At 52.8% G+C, this 248-nt stretch carries 1 protein-coding gene; it reads left to right on the top strand.

Features of this window, described 5'->3' with window-relative positions; translation table 11 throughout:
* Positions 1–248, top strand: a 248-nt coding sequence (locus SB775_RS32395) for a glutamate ligase domain-containing protein (protein ID WP_410865397.1), incomplete at both ends; no start/stop codon positions are given.

Genomic DNA, 248 nt, shown 5'->3' with positions numbered 1-248 from the left:
GCAAACGTCTGGGGATGAGCACCCAGCAAATCGTGGATGCACTGGCGACCATCAAGCTTTCGGCAATGCGCTTTGAACAGGTCGACTCACGCCACGGCTCGATTTACATTAGCGACGCATACAATGCCAGTCCGACCACTATGGAAGCTGCGATTCGTACATTCGCAGAGCTGTTCTCTGATCGGAAAAAGGTGCTTGTGCTCGGTGACATGTTTGAAATGGGACCAGATAGCAAAGCACTGCACGCC

The organism is Peribacillus sp. SIMBA_075, assembly GCF_046534585.1.
Note: the sequence above shows the minus strand (reverse complement) of the source record. Positions and strands in the feature narration are given on the sequence as shown.